General features: G+C 62.3%; 12 protein-coding genes. 3 read left to right on the top strand and 9 right to left on the bottom strand.

The annotated features are described in order from the left end of the window. Positions 1 to 61: 61 nt before the first annotated feature. Positions 62 to 580, bottom strand: a complete 519-nt coding sequence (locus M0808_RS00885; RefSeq protein WP_027610324.1) for a DUF3617 domain-containing protein — start codon at positions 578 to 580, stop codon at positions 62 to 64. A 131-nt stretch (positions 581 to 711) separates the two neighbouring features. Between M0808_RS00885 and cls the strand changes: the two genes are divergently transcribed. Then, positions 712 to 2151 carry a cardiolipin synthase gene (cls, locus tag M0808_RS00880; protein WP_247839539.1) on the top strand — a complete coding sequence of 480 codons (1440 nt, stop codon included), beginning with the start codon at positions 712 to 714 and terminating at the stop codon, positions 2149 to 2151. A gap of 38 nt (positions 2152 to 2189) precedes the next feature. On the opposite strand, the gene cfaB is transcribed toward cls, so the two are convergent. From cfaB to M0808_RS00855, 5 genes are all read right to left on the bottom strand, one after another. Next, positions 2190 to 3377, bottom strand: coding sequence for a C17 cyclopropane fatty acid synthase CfaB (gene cfaB / locus M0808_RS00875; protein ID WP_247839537.1), 1188 nt, complete (start codon positions 3375 to 3377; stop codon positions 2190 to 2192). Between the two features lie 210 nt (positions 3378 to 3587). Further along, the gene (locus tag M0808_RS00870; protein ID WP_247839535.1) at positions 3588 to 5495 is read right to left on the bottom strand and encodes a heavy metal translocating P-type ATPase; all 1908 of its coding nucleotides are present in this window, start codon (positions 5493 to 5495) and stop codon (positions 3588 to 3590) included. Then, complete coding sequence (locus tag M0808_RS00865; protein ID WP_247839533.1) at positions 5492 to 6553, bottom strand: protease modulator HflK; 1062 nt, start codon at positions 6551 to 6553, stop codon at positions 5492 to 5494. The genes M0808_RS00870 and M0808_RS00865 overlap by 4 nt, the downstream gene beginning before the upstream one ends. After that, positions 6550 to 7590, bottom strand: a complete 1041-nt coding sequence (locus M0808_RS00860; RefSeq protein ID WP_247839531.1) for a protease modulator HflC — start codon at positions 7588 to 7590, stop codon at positions 6550 to 6552. The genes M0808_RS00865 and M0808_RS00860 overlap by 4 nt, the downstream gene beginning before the upstream one ends. Next, a complete protein-coding gene (locus M0808_RS00855) occupies positions 7587 to 9551 on the bottom strand; it encodes a protease modulator HflK (protein WP_247839949.1) in 1965 nt (654 codons plus the stop codon). Before M0808_RS00855 ends, M0808_RS00860 begins: the two co-directional genes overlap by 4 nt. A gap of 210 nt (positions 9552 to 9761) precedes the next feature. Here M0808_RS00855 and lpdA point away from each other — a divergent pair, with 210 nt between their 5' ends. Further along, a complete protein-coding gene (lpdA, locus tag M0808_RS00850; RefSeq protein WP_247839529.1) occupies positions 9762 to 11162 on the top strand; it encodes a dihydrolipoyl dehydrogenase in 1401 nt (466 codons plus the stop codon). Positions 11163 to 11319: 157 nt separating this feature from the next. Here the strand turns inward: lpdA and M0808_RS00845 are convergent, their stop codons facing one another. Further along, positions 11320 to 11793 carry an Lrp/AsnC family transcriptional regulator gene (locus M0808_RS00845; RefSeq protein WP_007960832.1) on the bottom strand — a complete coding sequence of 158 codons (474 nt, stop codon included), beginning with the start codon at positions 11791 to 11793 and terminating at the stop codon, positions 11320 to 11322. Between the two features lie 144 nt (positions 11794 to 11937). On the opposite strand from M0808_RS00845, the gene M0808_RS00840 reads away from it, so the two are divergent. After that, positions 11938 to 12567, top strand: coding sequence for a LysE family translocator (locus M0808_RS00840; protein ID WP_247839527.1), 630 nt, complete (start codon positions 11938 to 11940; stop codon positions 12565 to 12567). Here M0808_RS00840 and M0808_RS00835 read toward each other — a convergent pair. Both M0808_RS00835 and M0808_RS00830 read right to left on the bottom strand, forming a co-directional pair. Then, entirely contained in the window at positions 12564 to 14702 is a 2139-nt protein-coding gene (locus tag M0808_RS00835; RefSeq protein ID WP_247839525.1) for a hypothetical protein, read from the bottom strand. The genes M0808_RS00840 and M0808_RS00835 overlap by 4 nt on opposite strands. Further along, a complete protein-coding gene (locus M0808_RS00830) occupies positions 14689 to 15882 on the bottom strand; it encodes a DUF3142 domain-containing protein (protein WP_247839523.1) in 1194 nt (397 codons plus the stop codon). The genes M0808_RS00835 and M0808_RS00830 overlap by 14 nt, the downstream gene beginning before the upstream one ends. Positions 15883 to 15902: the final 20 nt, after the last annotated feature.

Here is a 15902-nt window from a genome sequence, read left to right as displayed (position 1 = left end):
CAAGCCCGCTCCCACAAGGATTGTGCTGTCCCCTGTGGGAGCGGGCTTGCTCGCGAAGCTTTTAAGCTCTTGGCTTCACGGTGCCGCAATCCTGACCTAACCACACCGCTCGGGTTTCCAGACTGCCCTTCTGGTTGATCCCGATCGCATTGAACGTGCCGTTGGCCACCGTGGTGAACTCACGATCACTGAGGAACGTAGCAACCCCGGTGCCTTGCGCTTTCGGGCAACTGAAGCGGAATTTCCACTGGTTACCGGTGCGTTCGGTGATCTGCTGTTTGCAGCCCGATTGCGGATCGGCCAGCGGAATATCGTTGGTCGCCACTTGCTGCGGCGTCAGGCAGGCACGAATGCCCTTGCCGCCGATGTTGATTCCGTTCTTTTCCAGCGCCGCACGCTGCTGTGGGGTCATCTGGCCTTGCAACTGGCCAAGGATCGATTGCACATCCATGGGCTGGTCATCGACCTTGACGTTGCTTGAGGTCATTTCCCATAGCCCCGGCTGCAGCATTTGCGCCTGCGCAACCACCGGCATTGCCAAACCCAGGCCCAGCGCCAAACCCAGCAGACGAACGTTCATCGAAAAACTCCTGATCAGTAGTGGCCGTTAGACGTCGGCCGATTGCTTCGGTTCATGCACCAATTAAATAGCGACATTCGCCTCGGAACATGGTCTGTTACGCATTGAGTCTTCAGGAGCAAGGCTGCCCCATGGATTATTTTGGACCGCACATTTTCGGTTATCTGATCGCCCTGATACATAGCCTCGGCTTGATCGCCGCCATCCATGCGGTGCTGACCGTACGCACCGCCCAAGGCTCGATCGCCTGGGCATTGTCGCTTATTTTCATTCCCTACCTGACCCTCATCCCTTATCTGGTTTTCGGTCGCAGCACCTTCGACGGCTATATCAAGGCGCGGCGTCAGGCCAACGAACAGATGCGTCAGGCGATCTCCGAGTTGAACTGGCGCCCATGGGTCGAAGAAGCCCTCACCGCTCGCGCCTCGAATGCCTACGCCTCGCTGCGCGCCATGCCCAAACTGGGGCGTATGCCGTGCCTGGCGAACAACCAGGTGCAACTGCTGGTGAATGGCCACGCGACCTTCGAGGCGATCTTCCACGCCATCGATCAAGCGCGCGAAGCCGTACTGGTGCAGTTTTTCATCATCCATGACGACCGCCTCGGGCAGCGCCTGCGCGACCTGTTACTGAAGAAGGCCGCGGAAGGTGTGGCAATTCATCTGCTCTACGACCGCATCGGCAGCCACGCCCTGCCCCACAGTTATGTGCAGGCGCTGCGCGATGGCGGTGTCGAGGTCAAAGCCTTCGCCACACGCAGCGGCTGGCTCAATCGCTTCCAGGTGAATTTCCGCAACCACCGCAAAATCGTCGTGGTCGATGGCGTACTCGGCTTCGTCGGCGGGCATAACGTCGGCGATGAATACATGGGCGAGAAACCGCCCCTGGCGCCGTGGCGCGATACCCATGTTCAGGTGCGCGGGCCGGTGGTGGCCTGCATGCAGGAGTCGTTTGCCGAGGACTGGTTCTGGGCCGCGCGGACGTTGCCACCGCTGATCCTGCCGGATGTCTACCCGGAAGATGGCGTGCTCTGCCAATTGCTGGCGAGCGGCCCGGCGGATGCCTACGAAACCTGTTCACTGTTCTTCGTCGAAGCCATCCACGCGGCGACGGAACGAGTGTGGATCACCAGCCCGTATTTCATTCCCGATGAGGCAGTATTCGCCGCGTTGCGCCTGGCGGTGCTGCGCGGCGTCGACGTGCGCCTGCTGCTGCCATCGCGTCCGGATCACCGCATCGTCTACGCTGCTTCCAGTCTCTACGCGTTCGAAGCAGTACGCGCCGGCGTGCGGGTATTCCGCTACGAGCCGGGGTTCCTGCATCAGAAAGTGGTGTTGATCGACAGCGAAATCAGCGCCATCGGCAGCGCCAATCTGGACAACCGCTCGTTCCGGCTGAATTTCGAAGTGATGCTGCTGACCGTCGACAGCGAGTTCGCCGCCCAAGTGGAACAGATGCTCAACGAAGACTTCGAGCAGGCTTATGAAGTCGCCAAAGAAGAAAGCCGGGAGATCCACCGCCTGCAACAGCTCGGCATGCGGATCGCCCGGCTTATTTCACCGATTCTTTAACCGGCCGCTCGCTCGAACGAGCGAACGGTCGTCAGGCCTCAGGGGTGATAAATGTCGTCGCGGGTCCAGGGCAGTTCATGGCTGCCATCCGCATGCGCCTTCACCGCAAGAATCTGGTGCAGGTTGATCCAGCCACGCGCGAACGCGTAGGCACATCCAGCCAGATACAGCCGCCAGATACGCAACGCCTGATCCGGTACCAGTTTCCCGGCCGCTTCGAGGTTGTCCTCCAGCCGCTCGCTCCAGTGATCCAGCGTGCGCGCGTAATGCAGGCGCAGGCTTTCGACGTCGACGATCTCCAGCCCGGCTTCGCTGATCTCGGCCGAAATCATCGCCAGGTGCGGCAGCTCGCCGTTGGGGAACACGTATTTCTCTATGAAGTCGCCAGCACCGCGTCCCACGGGACGGCCATCGGTGTGTTTGGCGGTGATGCCGTGGTTCATCACCAGACCGCCCTCCTTCACCGCGCCGAACAGGACCTTGCAGTACTCGGCGAGGTTGGCGTGGCCGACGTGTTCGAACATGCCGACGCTGACTACCTTGTCGAAACGCCCGTCCTGCGGCAGATCGCGGTAGTCGAGCAATTGCAGCTCAACCTGATCTTCCAGGCCCTCGGCCTTGACCCGCTCCCGGGCCAGTTCCAGCTGTTCCTTGCTCAAGGTGATGCCGAACACTTTGGCGCCGAATTCACGCGCGGCGTAACGCGCCAGACCACCCCAGCCGCAACCGACATCCAGCAGATAATCACCGGGCTGCAAACGCAGTTTGCGACACAGATGTCGGAACTTGGCCTGCTGTGCCTGTTCCAGAGTTTCGCTGCCGGTTTCGAAATACGCGCAGGAATACGCCATGTCGCTGTCCAGCCACAGCTGATAGAACGCGTTGGACAGGTCATAGTGATAGGAAATGGCTTTGGCGTCGGTTTCCTTGTCGTGCACCGCACGCACTGGCTGCGCGCTTTCGTCTTCATCGAGCAAGGCGCTGCTCAATTCGTCGCAGACCCGGATGACCTCGCTGATCGAGCCCTCCAGTTCCAGCCTGCCTTCGACAAACGCCGCCCCCAGCGCGTCGAGACTCGGATGGGTGAACTGGGTGACCATCGTCGGGTCCTTGACCACAATGGTGACGCTGGGCGTCGGCCCCAGGTTGAACTCATGGCCATCCCAGAGTCGCAAGCGAAGCGGAAGCTGCAGATTCTGTAAGGCCGGTGGAAGTTGCGCGAGCATGGAAAATCCCCCTTGTTTCAGACGTCAGATCTGAGGGTAGACCATCCTTGAAAAATAGCAGGCTATCGATTTAATTAGCCGAGACTATCGTTCCAGGCGCTCCTACATGCCGTCATGCACCCACTACTGCTTTAGCCCAGGTAACGGCGTGAAGTGTGCGCCCTCTCATAGATGACTGCCTATTCGGCGCACAGTTCGCTGAAACCCGCTTCAGTGATCATCCTTGAGCTTGAGCAGCGGCTCCTGAAACCGCAGCAACCGTCCGGCATTGCCCAACACCAGCAGCGTGCTGAGGTTGTGCAGCAGCGCGGCGATCATCGCTCCGGCCGCGCCGAGCCAGCCGAATGCCGCAAACACCACGATCGCCAGGGTCCAGCCCAGACCGATGATCACGTTGACCTGCAAGGTTCGACGGCACTGACGACTCAGCCGCACACAGGTGCCCAGACGGCGCAGATCGCTGCCGATCAACACGATATCCGCCGAGGCCAGCGCGATGTCGGCACCGCCGGCGCCCATCGCCACACCCACCACCCCGGCCTTGAGCGCCAGCGAATCATTGATGCCGTCACCCACCACCATCGGCCGGAAACCGTTGTCGATTTCCTTGAGCACGCGGTTGAGCTTGTCCTCAGGCAGCGCCTGCGCTTCCACCTCTTGCAGGCCGACCTCGCGGGCCAGGGTCTGCGCAACACTCTGGCGGTCGCCGGTCAGCAGCAACTGGCGACCCAGCCCCAGTTCGCGCAATTCAGCGAGGGCAAAGCGCGCTTCCGGTTTGACGCTGTCGGCCAGCAACAGCCAGGCGACAAATTCGCCGTTCAGCGCCAATCCGGCAATCGGCCCGTCGTGCTCGGGAACGATGGTAGTGACGATGCCCAGTTGCGCGAACAGTTCGGGACGTCCCAGCGCCGCCTCGCCTTGCGCGGTCATGGCCACGACCCCGAGGCCCTGACGCTCGTGAATGTCCGTCAGCGGCAGGCTCTGCTCCTGACTCACCAGCCCCGCCAACGCCCGGCTGACAGGATGACTGCTGGCCGCACCGAGACTGGCGGCCAGCGCCATCACCGAGGCCTGATCCAGACGCGGGCTGCTGATCGATTGCAAACGCAAGGTGCCGTAAGTCAGCGTGCCGGTCTTGTCGACCACCAGTGATGTGAGGTCTGCCAACTCCTCAAGGAACGCCGAGCTGCGGATCAGAATACCGTGGCGCGCTGCCACCGCCACTCCGGCAATCGCCGTGGCCGGTGCCGACAGCACCAAGGCACAGGGACAGGCCGCCACCAGCACCGCGAGCATCGCTTGCGCGTCATTAGTGACAAACCAGGTCACCGCCGCCAACAGCAACACCAGCACCATGTAGCTGCCGGCATAACGTTCAAGCAGGCGGGTGATCGGTGGCTTCGAGCGCTCGGCGTTCTGCATCAGCGCGATGACTTTGCCCAACGTCGATTGATCGCCGGTACGGGTCACCTCAACGCGCAGCAAGCCGTCGAGGTTGATCGCCCCGCCAAACACCGTCATGCCCACCGCCGTTTCCACCGGAACCGATTCGCCGGTGATCGACGCCGTGTCGAGGCTGGCCTGACCGAACAGCACCCGGCCATCCGCCGGCACCCGATCTCCTGCACGCACCTCGACCGTGTCGCCGGGTTTGAGCGTGCCGTTATCGACTTCGATGATCGAGCCGTCCGCCTGAATCTTGCGCGCGTGGCTGCGGGTCAATTGGCCGAGAGCATGAATCGCTTCCTGCGAGCCGATCACGCTGCGCTCTTCCAGCACATGGCCGAAGATCATAATGATTGGCAGCAACGCCGCCGTCAGCAGATCGCCGGTCGCCCACGCACCGAGCATCGCCAGGGCAATCAGTTGATCGGTGATGCCGTGCAGGCTTGGATAACGCAGGCTGTACCACGCCGAGCGCATCACCGGCACCGCCACTAATAAGGAGGCGGAACCCAGCAGCAACTGACTGACACCGGTTTGCTCCGGCACCAGCCAACGCCAGATCAGACCGAGGCCGAGCAAGCCAAGGGCGAGCATCGCCAGTGTCAATTGCCGTGCAGCGCGGCGCTGTTCGGCCGAGGACAACAGGCTCGGTGCAGCGGTGGTCGCAGTCATTTACTGGCTCCCTGAATGATCAGGCGGGAATCATCTTTCGGATCGACCGTGGTCACTGACCCGGCCTGGCCGAGGATCTTCGGCATGCGTTCGCGGTATAGCCGCAGGAGCATCTGCGGGTCGGTGCCCTGTTGTTGCGCCTTGGCCAGGCTCATTACCGTGGCAGTGTCGGCAGAGGCTTTTGCCAGCCGTTCGCCGGCCTGAGCATGGGCCACTTGCAGAGTACGGTCGGCTTGTTCGTTGGCGGTTTGGGTGAGTTTTTCCGCCTCGGTGCGTGCATTGGCGACGGCTTTGTCGGCCTGCTGACTGGCGGTCAACACCGCATTAAAGGCACTGACGGCCGGGTCGGGCAGACTCGATTGAACATCGACCCGCGCCACTTCGATGCCGATGCCCTGCCCGCTCGCCTTCAATTCAGCCAGACGCTTGTTGATGCCTTGCACCAGATCACCGCGCAGACGCTCACGACGTTCAGCCGCTTGATTGTCGGCACCGATCAATTCCGGCCGAGCGACCAGAATCGTATCCAGATCCCGAGCAGCGGTCAGGGCCACAGCGCTGCGGGTGACCAGCCGATCCAGTGCTGGCAGCACATGATCACCCTGCAGCACGAAGTCATAGGGATCGCTGACTTTGTAAAACACCCGCACATCCAGTTGCACCACGCCGGCGTCGCCGGTCAGTAAATAGCCGGAACCGGCCAGTGCATCGCTCAGTGGCGTGGCGAAGGTTGCTACACGATCAGCCTTGATCGCCTCACTGCTGCGCAGCAGGTTTTCCACTCGGCGCTCGATGACCCGATCCGCCGCCGGCAGCAAAACCACCTGCTCGAACGGCTGCGGCCAGGCCAGCAACAGCCCGGCATTCTGGACGCGTTGCAGTGCGCCAAAGTGCAAGACAACCGCGCGATTTTGCGGATCAATCTGCCGCACATTGGAAAACGCCCACGCCAACGCAGCCAATACCGTCACCGCATATAAGGCGAAAAACGCCAGGCGTCCGGCCTGAATCCACGGACTGCTCAACGAATGTGTTCCACGTGGAACTTCATCACTCATGGCTGCGATCCGAATTTATTTTCAACATTCGGCGGGCCGTCCACGAGCACGCGGAATGGCGCGGCGTCGGTACGCAGGATCAGCTTGGTGTCCGGGGTCACGATGGTGCCGAGGGTATCGAGCGAGCGCAGCAGGTTGTACAGCTGCGGCGAGCCAGCGTAGGCACGGCCGTAGATTTGCGCGGCTTCGACCCGCGACTGTGCTTCGATTTCTGCGGCCTTAACCGTGGCATCGGCCTGGACAATTCGCGCATCGCGCTCGGCCGCAGAACGAATTTGCGCGGCTTCTCGCTTGCCAATGGCGGTGCGTTCGGTGGCAATTGTTTCACGCTCGGCGCGCATCCGATCGACTGTGGCGGTGAGCGTGACCGAAGGCAAGGTCAGGCGTTCGATGCCCACCTGCACCACACGCACACCGTAGGTGGCGAGCAGTTGCTGGTCGATCTGCTGACGCAGTTGCGCTTCGAAATCGGCAATACGCACTTTGCTGGCATCGGTGTTCACCAGATCCGCCAGGTCGAAACTGCTGGCGGTGGTCTCCAGCGCCGAACCGACAAAGGTGCGAATCTGCCGCGCCGCTTCGTCCGGCTGGTTCTGCACCGCGCGCATGAAACGCTGCACATTGTCCGGGTCGCCCTGCACCTGCCACGCCACGTAGGCCTGAACGATGATGCGCAAACCGTCGCGGGTGCCGACATCCTGCAACCCACTGGAGGTGGTACGCAGGCGCAGATCCACCGGGATCGCCGCTTCGAACGGCGCCGGCCAGCGCCAGCTCAAACCCGGCTCAAGCAGTACCCGCGACGGATTACCGAAACGAGTGATGACGGTGGCCTCGCCCGAGCGCACCTGGACCAGGCTTGCCGCCGCGATGGCAAACCCCACCAGCAACAACGCCCAGCCCATGCGCCGCCACGGGAATGGCCCCGCCTCTTCCGGCACACCGTGGTGATGATGCCCATGATGATGGTGATGCCCGGCGTGGCCATGATCGTGGCCGCTGTGGTCATGCGAATCGTGAGTGTGCGACTGGCTCAAGGGGCAACTCCTGGTTGAGCGGTAGTGCGCGCAGGCGTCGGATCAGCCGGCAGCGTAAACGTACGCAGATCGATGGTCGGCGCATTGCTGCTGCCGCCTAAACGGTGGTCGAGTACCAATAGTTTGGCCTTGCTCAAGCCGAGGCTGAGCTGACTCAGATATTGCTCGAGCACGAACGCCTGGCCAGCGCTGGCATAGGCTTTCTGCTCAGCCTTGAATTTCAGATCCGCCGCCTGCGCGGTGGCGTTGATTTCACGGGCGCTGGCACTCGCCTGATCGCGGGCGAGACTGGCCTGCAACTGTGCCTGGTTACTCGCCTCTGCCGCAGCACCGCGCTCACGGGAGATCAACGCCTGCGCGCCGATCTGCGCGGCTTGCACGCCGTGATAAGCATTGGCGGCGCCGGCGGGTGGATGAATTGCTTCGACCACGGTGGCGAGAATCTCAACACCGCTGTCGAGTTTCTGTAGATCACCTTGCACTGCGCGGCCGATTTCTTCGCCCAGCCCTACCCGGTCAGCACCGAGTAGACCGTCGAGGGTGCGCGAGGCAAAATCGTGCACCAGAATCCGGCTCGCGGTGCTGCGGATCAGCGTCGGCACATCAGCGTTGTTGTAAGTGGCGGCCAAGGCATCCTGATCACGCAGACCAATGCGATAAACGAAGCGCACGTCCATGTTGACGATCTGAAAGCTCTGCTGATCGCCACGGCTGCTGGCGATCACCTGGGATTTGTCATTGACGTGGCTGGCATCCCACAAGCGGTTGGCGGCCATCGGCGCCGGGCCTTCGGCAGGATCAGCCTGGGTCGGGGCAGGAGCATCGCCGACGCTGGTTGCCAACTCGTGCACCACGCCATTCTCGACGCTCAATACTCGGCCCAGCGGCCACGGCAACCCAGCGTGCAATCCGGGGCCGAACACTTGCACCGGTTTGCCGAAACGCTCGTAGATACCGCGCCCTTGCAGCGGGATTTCGTGGATCCCGGTCAGCATCCAGCCGACCGCAGCGACCAGCGCCAGCACCGGCAGAAAGGCGCGGCGCATGTAACTGAACGCCCAGATCTGGCGCAGATCGATGCCGAAACGATTGTGCAATTCGTGCTGCAAGGCCAGCAGCGGCTGCGGCGGCCAGCGCAGCATGTCAGCGACAAAACTGCGTGCCAGCAGGGTCGGTTCGAGCTGCTCGCGACGGGGACTGAAAACCGACAGGACCGCGCGCAATAGCAACTCGATCGCGACCATTCCCGGCAAGATTCCAATCAATACCGCAAGGCGCACGGGCCACACCGAAGCGTCGCTGGCGAACAACAGGCACAACGCGCCCAGCACCAGACTGATGATCGCCACCCGCGCCAATTGTGCGAGGTTTCCGGCTTCCGGCCATTGCGCCGGGTTTTCCTGAGCCAGTTGCCGCTCCAGCACCAGCAAGCCGAAACCCAACAGCAACATCAGCGCCGCGCCCACCGTGGCCGACAACCCGACCGCAGCGGCAGGCAATGCCAGATTCCACACCTGCCCGACGGCGAGCACCACCAGTACTGACCAGCCGCCCAGCCACAACGTGGCCGCGCCAATCTGACCGAGCAGGTGCAGGCCGCACTGACTCAACCGCTCCAGCAGCCGTTCGTACCAGCCATCCGGCGCTACTGGCTCCAGCTCCTCGGTCAGCGCCACCGATACCGGCGGGTCAATCACCCCTGCACGCCATTGCGTCACCCACCACGCCGACTGCAAGCCGGCGACCAACACCAGCAAAGCCGCGCCCAAATTCACCAACAAGGCCGGCCATATCGATTGCGCGGCAAACAGTTCGACAAACAGCGCCAGCACCCACCCTGCCCCGGCCAATCCGCCGAGACCGATGGCCAGACGACGCAAGCGTCGCCCCTGTGTGGCCGCTTGTTGAAAGCGCGGCAACCCGGTCACTTGCGTGCCATCGACATCCAGATCGACTTGCATATCACCCCAAAGCAATTGATTCACCGGTCTTATCGTTACGATATAACGAAAAGCGTGAAATATTCGTACACAAATTCGCTTATCTAAAGATGCGCAACCTGTCGCTTGCCTGAAGCCTTGACCGAAATGTCCGGAAACGCACATATTACGTTCGTAATTTTATCGACCGACTACTTTTAGCGATCCGCATCCCCAACGAGGAGCAACAGCATGAGCAACTACGATGTGGTCATTCTGGGCGGCGGCCCCGGTGGTTATAACGCGGCGATCCGCGCCGGCCAGTTGGGCCTGAAGGCAGCCTGCGTGGAAGGCCGCGCCACCCTCGGCGGCACCTGCCTGAACGTCGGTTGCATGCCGTCGAAGGCCTTGCTGCATGCTTCGGAGCTGTACGACGCGGCCATGGGTGCGGAATTCGCCAACCTCGGCATCGAGGTCAAACCCACGCTCAACCTCACGCAAATGATGAAACAGAAAGACGAAAGCGTGAGCGGCCTGACCAAAGGCATCGAGTTTCTGTTTCGCAAAAACAAGCTCGACTGGATCAAAGGCTGGGGTCACATCGACGGCCCGGGCAAAGTCACGGTGACCGACGATCAAGGCAACAAAACCGAGCTGAGCGCCAAGGACATCATCATCGCTACCGGCTCCGAACCCACGCCCCTGCCCGGCGTCGAGATCGACAACAAACGCATCCTCGACTCCACCGGCGCGCTGTCGCTGAGTGAAGTGCCCAAGCATCTGGTAGTGATCGGCGCGGGGGTGATCGGCCTGGAGCTGGGTTCGGTCTGGCGCCGCCTCGGCGCCCAGGTGACCGTGGTCGAATACCTCGACCGCATCTGCCCGGGTGTTGATGGCGAGGCCGGCAAAACCCTCCAGCGTGCGCTGAGCAAGCAAGGCATCAGCTTCAAATTGAGCTCGAAGGTCACCAGCGCCACCCCCTCGGTCAACGGTGTGCAGCTCAGCGTCGAACCCGCCGCCGGTGGCAGCGCCGAGTTACTGGAAGCCGACTACGTACTGGTCGCGATCGGCCGGCGCCCGTACACCAAAGGCCTGGGCCTGGAGAACGTCGGCCTGAGCACCGACAAACGCGGCATGCTCGCCAACCGCCAGCACCGTACCGAGGCAACCGGCGTATGGGTGATCGGTGACGTGACATCAGGCCCGATGCTTGCGCACAAGGCCGAAGACGAAGCGATGGCCTGCGTGGAACAGATCGTCGGCAAGGCCGGCGAGGTCAATTACGACTTGATTCCCAACGTCATCTACACCCGGCCCGAGCTGGCCAGCGTCGGCAAGACCGAGGAGCAGCTCAAGGCTGAAGGGCGCACCTATAAAGTCGGTAAATTCCCGTTCACCGCCAACAGCCGGGCCAAGATCAACCATGAGACCGAAGGCTTCGCCAAAGTCCTCGCCGACGAACGCACGGACGAGATCCTCGGCGTGCACCTGGTCGGCCCGAGCGTCAGTGAAATGATCGGTGAATACTGCGTGGCCATGGAGTTCAGTGCGTCTGCCGAAGATATCGCGCTGACTTGCCATCCGCACCCGACCCGCTCCGAGGCGCTGCGTCAGGCGGCGATGAATGTCGAGGGGATGGCGACGCAAATGTAGGTGGTCACCCAAACCCTGTGGGAGCTGGCTTGCCAGCGATGGCGTCAGTCCTTTAACCGTTGCGGTCGCTGACACACCGCTATCGCTGGCAAGAAAGCTCCCACAGTTGACCGTGTTCCTGCTGGAGGATTGCGGTCGAATGTGGGAGCAACCCGCTCTACAGCGGAAGATGCCCCAACGGCAACGCCCCCGGCGTCTTCACCGTGTGAATCGCAAAGTTGCTGCGAATGTCACTCACCCCCGGCAGCTTCAGCAGGCAGCCGCTGAGAAACCGGTCATACGCGCGCAGGTCCGGCACCACCACCTGCAACAGAAAGTCCGACTCCCCCGACACCAGAAACGCCGAGATCACCTCCGGCAGGGCGGTGACTGCCGCGTAAAAGGCTTCGGCCTGCTCATCGTTGTGGCGCTCGACCTTGACCCCGACAAACACCGTCAGCCCCAGTCCCACTTCATCGCGATCGAGGTTGGCCTGGTAGCCACGAATCACCCCGGCCTCCTCCAGCATCCGCACCCGGCGCAAGCAAGGTGACGCCGACAGGCCGATCTCGTCCGCCAGCTCGACATTGCTCAGCCGTCCGTTGCGCTGCAAGGCAGCGAGAATCTTGCGATCAAAAGCGTCGAGTTTCATGTTTGGCAGATCCTGCTGGTCAAGGCACAAAAAGAAAGCAGGTTATGCCAATCCCAAGGGTTTTTGAAGCTGACTTCGCAAGCACCTGCCCCGCCCTTGCGCCATAGACTTTGCTCACCGAATCGATAACGAAAGGGCTGCGACATGACGAGTTTCTGGCTGTTTTTTCTGGCATTGGCGGTGGTCTTCCTGTTGCCCGGCCCGGACATGATTCTGTTGCTGCAAACCGGTGCCCGCCAGGGTCGCGGTGCGGCGCTGGCAACCGCCGTTGGCCTGGCGATCGCCCGGGGCTGTCACGTGGCATTGGCGGCATTGGGTCTGGCGGCGCTGTTCAAGGCGGCGCCGTGGACGTTTGATCTGGTGCGCCTGGCCGGTGCGGCGTACCTGCTGTGGATCGGCATTCAATGCTTGCGCAGCAGCCTGCTGCCGAACCTGAATACGGCTGCCGTGACTGCCACCCAAGGACAATGGCGCGAGGCGATTCGTCGTGGCCTGCTGACCAATCTGCTCAACCCCAAGGCCTTGCTGTTCTGCTCGGTGCTGTTGCCACAATTCATCGTCAATGACGGCGCAGCAGTGCTGACCCAGTTTGCCACCCTCGGCGGGTTGCTGGTGGGCATCGGGCTGCTGTTCGACAGTGCCTATGCCCTGATCGGCGCGGCGCTGGGCCGTTGGCTGCAACACAGTCCAACCGCCCAACGCGTTCAGCAATGGCTGTTCGGCAGCCTGCTGATCGGCTTCGCCGTACGCCTGACGTTTATCCAGCAGGCCTAGGGTTTGCGGACCTTGCGTTGGCGCCGGCTGATCAGCGCCAATGCAACGCCGACCGCCAGTACGATCGCGCCGATCTGTACCGGCCATTTGTAAGGCCGCAGAGCCATGCGCGCGGCATCGGTCACCTGGGTGACGTAACGCTTGTCGGCGTTTTCGAAATCCGGATAGGGGCACTGATTACCGAAGTCCAACGCCCACGGCACGTACGGGCCTTCATTGACGTAGCGTCGATACAGCGCGCTCTGCTCTTCCAGGCTGCTGTTGAAACCCGCAGCGTTACACAACACCGCCGCAAACGCCTGACTGGTGTGCGGCAAATTATCCGCGGCCCGGCTGGCCAGCGCGGTGGCGACAAAACGGTAGTGATAACGCTCATCCGGCTGCGCTTCACTGGCCTTCTGGCGCTGGACTTCAGCCTCGGCCACCAGCGGCCCGACTTTCAGCTCGGTGTTTTCCAGGCTGTAGTTGCCGCCAAACGTGGCGTAGTCCGGCGCCATCTCGTAACCGAGAATGTCCATGCCCCATTCACGCGCGGTCCACGCCGCGTTGTACAAGGCGCTGGCGCGTTTGGTCGGCCACCACGCAGCGTCAGCCTTCATCCGTTGCTCGCCGTACAGACGGGCCTTGTGCTGCAGATCGGGATTGTCGAAATAGCCGACCGCTTCCTCGTAATGCCCTTCACGCAGCAAGCGCCGTCCCAGCAGATTGCGCAGGCTGGCGGCGACCGGCAGCGGCACGTAGTTGTCGCGCTGCTGCTGGGTCAATGCCGGCGGCGCCGGTACGTTGTCATCGACATAGCGCTTGAGCTCATCGACCGTCAGCACGCGCTCGGCCACCGTCGCCGCGTCGAACCAGTAGATGCTGTTGCTGCGATACAACTGCACGAACGCTTGCAGGTATTCGCCACGTTGCAGCGCGAGAATCGCACTTTCGCCCTCGACCCGGCATTTCGGCTGGACGGTTTCGAAGTCCCAGTCAGGGGTGCGCCGGTAGCCCCAATCTTCGCTCTGCGGGAACGCCTGCGCGGCTTGGGCATAGGCGGCAGCCGCGGCATTTTTATCACCGTCACGCACCGCCAGCTTGGCCCGCAACCACCACGCCAATCCGCCGTCACCGGCGTTTTCAAGGAAGGCTTTGGCGCTGGCGTAATCACCCTGTTGATAATTCATCGCCGCCAGTCGATCGGCGTTTTCCAGGCTGCCACGGGTGCTGTCCTGCAGCAGCTTGATCAGTTTCTTCTCGTTCGGCGGTTGTTCGTCGAATGACCAACCCATGCGGCTGATCAACGAAGCGGTAACCAGTTGCTGCACCGCCTTGCGCTCCAGCAGCTTCGCCAGTTGCGGCTCGGGCAGTTCGGCCAGCTCATTCATCAGTTGTTTCAGCGAGGTGTAACCCACGGCCGAACCGTGCAGGTTCTGCGCTTCATACAGTTCGATGGCGCCGTTCCAGTCACCAGCGTTGCGCAGCACCCGCGCCTCTTCACCGAGGCTGGCCACACCGAGTTCCAGCGGATCACTGAAGCCATCGATGCTCAGTTGTCGAGCCTGACGGAAGGCCGCACGTGCGTCCTCCAGCACTTCGATGACATCGCCCGCCTCGGCACTCGTGGCAAACCAGGCACGGCCCAGGGAATACGCCGCCCAGGTGCTGCGCAGCGGGCGCTGATCGGCCGGCAGTGCCAGCACTTTGTTGAAGTATTCGATCGCCAGCGGATGATCGCCAGTGGCAAACGCCACCGCGCCGGCCACGTACAAACGGATTTCCGCTGGCAGGCTGGCGCCCTGCGCCTCGACCTGACGCGCATCGGTCAGGCCACGCAGTTGCTTGACCAGCGCCTGTTGTTCGGCGCTCAGACCGACCTGCTCGGCTTTTTCGCGCAGCGCAGCAGGCTCGCTTGCGTCGCCGTACATGTCGTCGGGATTGTGCGTCGCAGCGGTGACGTTCTTCAGCCCGGCAATGGTCTTGCCGAGGCGGCTGATCTCGAAGTTGAAGTTGCCCTCCGGCAAATCGGCCAGGGTTTGCCCGCGATTGTCGAGAAGGCGCATCGGGAAGTCCGGGCCGCAGGCCAACGCCGAACCCAGCGGCAGGCTGAGGCTCAGGCAGAGCAGATGGCGGGGCCAGTTACGGGTCAACATGCGAACCTCCTTGATCAATAAATGCACAGCGCGCCCAACCGATGGCGCGTTGTCCACCCGCCGGCAAACGACCGTCGCGCAGGCGGGTGAAGGTAAGCAGATCCGCGCTCTGTTGCAACGAGTAACCGGCGAGCGCATCGGCGCCTTCGCAAGCGCTGGCCTTGACGATGATCCGTGCGGGCCAGGCACTGTCGAGGTTTCCGACATTGCGCAAGGCGATGTCCTGCAGGCCATAGTGGTCGCTGAACGCCAGACCGAGTTGGCTGCTCAACGCATCGCCGCGGGCCACGGAGCGCAACGTGGTCAGGCTCCAGGCCCGACGATCATTGGCCAGCGGCAGGCGAAACCAGATCAGCCCGGCCAGATGTTCCGGCGGGTCCTCGCGCAGCGCTTTTGCAAGTCGGCTCAGTTGCAACGGATCGGCGAGCAGTTCCCGGCGTTGCCCTTCACGTTCGATCGGTACTTCGCTTTCCACCACCGGGGCACCGTCGGCATCCGGCAGCAGCGCCACGCCATAGGCCGGCAACGCCAGATAGAACGGTTTGCTGCTGATTTTGCCCCAGGCGCTGGCCCAGCGCCGAGCCTGCTCGGGGTCGAACAAGCCGCGTCGCGGATCGCTGACGGCGTGCACCTGCAGCACGCTGCTGTCGACTGTGGCCAACAACGCCGGCAGCTGTGAACTGCCGAGCCACGCCGGCAGCGCGGTGATGCTCAGCGGCAACGATGCGGGCAACGCGGAATGCAGATGTGTGAGGAACTCGGTGTATTCCGGCAGACGCGCATTACCCGCGTCATGATCGATCTCGACGCCACTCAGGGTCAGCCCCTGCGCCTGCCAGTCGGCGACAACCTGAAGAATCTGCGCCGTGACCTGCGACTGATCCAGACTTTTGAGCTGACCGTCGAGACGAATCACCGCGATCAGAGGCCGGCCATCGTGCTTGAGCAACGGCGCATCGATCCGCGCCCGATGCCAGCCGTCACTGGGGAATGCCTGCAAGGCCAACACGCGCAGGGTCGAAAAGTCGCTGCGGCTGTCTTTCAGCGCGAGCTCATGGGCGGACGTCCATTGCCGTTGCCAGACGTAGAGTTGCTGATCGAGTGGCGCTGCGTCCTGTCGTTCACAAGCACAGAGCAACAACACCGCCAGCATGGCCGACAACCCGACGATAACGCGCATACCTTGCAGATCCCTGAGAC

The organism is Pseudomonas sp. MWU12-3103b (genome assembly GCF_023100615.1).
GTDB lineage: Bacteria > Pseudomonadota > Gammaproteobacteria > Pseudomonadales > Pseudomonadaceae > Aquipseudomonas > Aquipseudomonas putida_A.
The sequence above is the reverse complement of the archived record's forward strand: the minus strand, read 5'-3'. Positions and strand labels throughout refer to the sequence as shown.